The sequence below is a fragment of the Ramlibacter sp. genome, assembly GCF_035655895.1.
Classification (GTDB): domain Bacteria; phylum Pseudomonadota; class Gammaproteobacteria; order Burkholderiales; family Burkholderiaceae_C; genus Ramlibacter.
The window spans coordinates 1-2,098 of the sequence record NZ_DASRTN010000001.1; the positions used below are offsets into that span (position 1 = coordinate 1).

The following is a 2,098-nucleotide window of genomic DNA, read 5'->3' on the forward strand; positions in this document are numbered from 1 at the left end:
CTCCTTGGCGGCGTCGGCGCTGCGCTGGGCCAGCGTGCGCACCTCGCCGGCCACCACCGCGAAGCCGCGGCCCTGTTCGCCGGCACGGGCCGCCTCCACCGCGGCGTTGAGCGCCAGGATGTTGGTCTGGAAGGCGATGCCGTCGATCACCGAGATGATGTCGGCGATCTTGCGGCTGGAGTCGTTGATGCCCTTCATGGTCTCGACCACCTGGCCGACCACCTCGCCGCCGCGCACGGCCACGGTGGAGGCGGCCAGCGCCAGCTCATTGCCCTGCTGGGCGTTGTCGGCGTTCTGCTTGACGGTGGAGGCCAGCTGCTTCATCGAGGCGGCGGTCTGCTGCAGGGCGGAGGCCTGTTCCTCGGTGCGCGAGGACAGGTCGCTGTTGCCTTGCGAGATCTGGCTTGAGGCCGTGGCCACCGAGTCGGCGTTCTGGCGAACGCCGTCCACGATGGACGACAGGTTGTCCTGCATCTCGCGCAGGGCGCCGAGCAGCTGACCGGTTTCGTTCCGGCCACCATCCTCGATGCGGACCGTCAGGTCGCCGCCGGCGATGGCACGCGACACGTCCACGGCGCGGCCGAGCGGCCGGCTGATCGAGCGGATGATCCAGAGTCCCATCAGGAAGGCCAGCACCAGGGCCACCGCGGAGGCGGCCCAGGTCGCCTCGCGCACTTCGCGGGAGGCGTCGGCCGCCTGCTGGGCCGCGGTGTCCATCAGATCCTTCTGGATGGCCACCAGGGCGTCCAGCCGCTGGTTGTACTCGGCCTGCACCGGGGCGAACTCGACCAGCAGCAGTTCGAGCGCCTTTTCGGTCTCGCCCGCCTTGATGCGTTCCATGTAGCGCCGCTGGACGCCGAGGTACTTCTCGCGGGTGGCCAGCAGGGCGGCCAGCGCATCGCGCGACTTCGGCAGGTTCAGGTTCGCCTCGAAGAACTTGTAGTTCGCCGTCACCCGGTCGCGCGCTGCGACGATCGTCGCGGCATGCTGCCCGGCGTCCCGGGACGCCTGGGCGGCCAGCAGGATGTTGCGCATCTCCAGGTTGACCAGCGCGAAGTCGTTGCGGACTTCCTGGATCCTGGAGATCTTGACGTAACGGTCCTGCAGCACCTTGTTCATCGCGGCATCGACGGCGTGGGTCTTGCTGGTGGTGATGCCGGCCATCACGGCGATCAGGCCGGCCATGAGGCCGAAGCCCACGACCAGCCGGGTCGAGATGCGCATGTCGTTGAGATTCACGATTCCTGCCTTCTTCTTTGCTGTTGTTGCCCGCCTCTGTCGGGCGGGACTTGCCCGGAACTCCCCTCGGGAACCGGTTGCGCGGCAGCGGGCCCGATGCGCCCAGCACCGATCTCCGGTCGCGGTAACCGAGTGTTACGTCGCGCGCGAATCCCGAGGTAGGGAAAAGAGGCAGGTCCCCCCGGGATTTCCCCTCCGGCAACGAAAAAGGCGCCCGCAGGCGCCTTGTGTGGAATGCAGGACGTCAGAACGTCTGCCAGTCGTCGTCGGTGCCGGTGCGGCGTGGCAGCTCCGCGGTCGGGGCGCTGGCCGGCTTGCCGGTCTGGGGCATGGCAGGCCGGGTGGCCGGACGGGGTGCGCGGGCCGCCGGTGCGCAAGCCAGGGCCGGCGCATTCGATGCCTCGCGGCCGGCGCCCAGCTTGAACACCGAGACCGAACCCACCAGCTGCTGCGCCTGGATCTTGAGGCTGTCGGCGGCGGCGGCACTTTCCTCGACCAGGGCAGCGTTCTGCTGGGTGGTCTGGTCCATCTGGTGAACGGCGTCTTCGATCTGGGCGACACCGCTGCTCTGCTCGCGGCTGGCGGCACTGATCTCGCCCATCAGGTCGGTCACGCGGCGGATCGAGGCGACGACCTCGTCCATCGTGGTGCCGGCCTGGTCGACCAGGGCGCTGCCCTGCTCGACGCGCTCGACGCTGGCGGTGATCAGGCCTTTGATCTCCTTGGCGGCGTCGGCGCTGCGCTGGGCCAGCGTGCGCACCTCGCCGGCCACCACCGCGAAGCCGCGGCCCTGTTCGCCGGCACGGGCCGCCTCCACCGCGGCGTTGAGCGCCAGGATGTTGGTCTGGAAGGCGATGCC

Annotated in this window: 2 protein-coding genes; both read right to left on the bottom strand. The window is 69.4% G+C overall.

Features of this window, described 5'->3' with window-relative positions; all coding sequences use genetic code 11:
* On the bottom strand, nucleotides 1–1,239 hold a 1,239-nt coding region (locus VFE82_RS00005; RefSeq protein ID WP_324998172.1), incomplete at its 3' end, for a methyl-accepting chemotaxis protein.
* A gap of 244 nt (nucleotides 1,240–1,483) precedes the next feature.
* Nucleotides 1,484–2,098 (bottom strand): methyl-accepting chemotaxis protein (locus VFE82_RS00010; protein ID WP_324998173.1); only part of this gene is annotated, 615 nt, incomplete at its 5' end.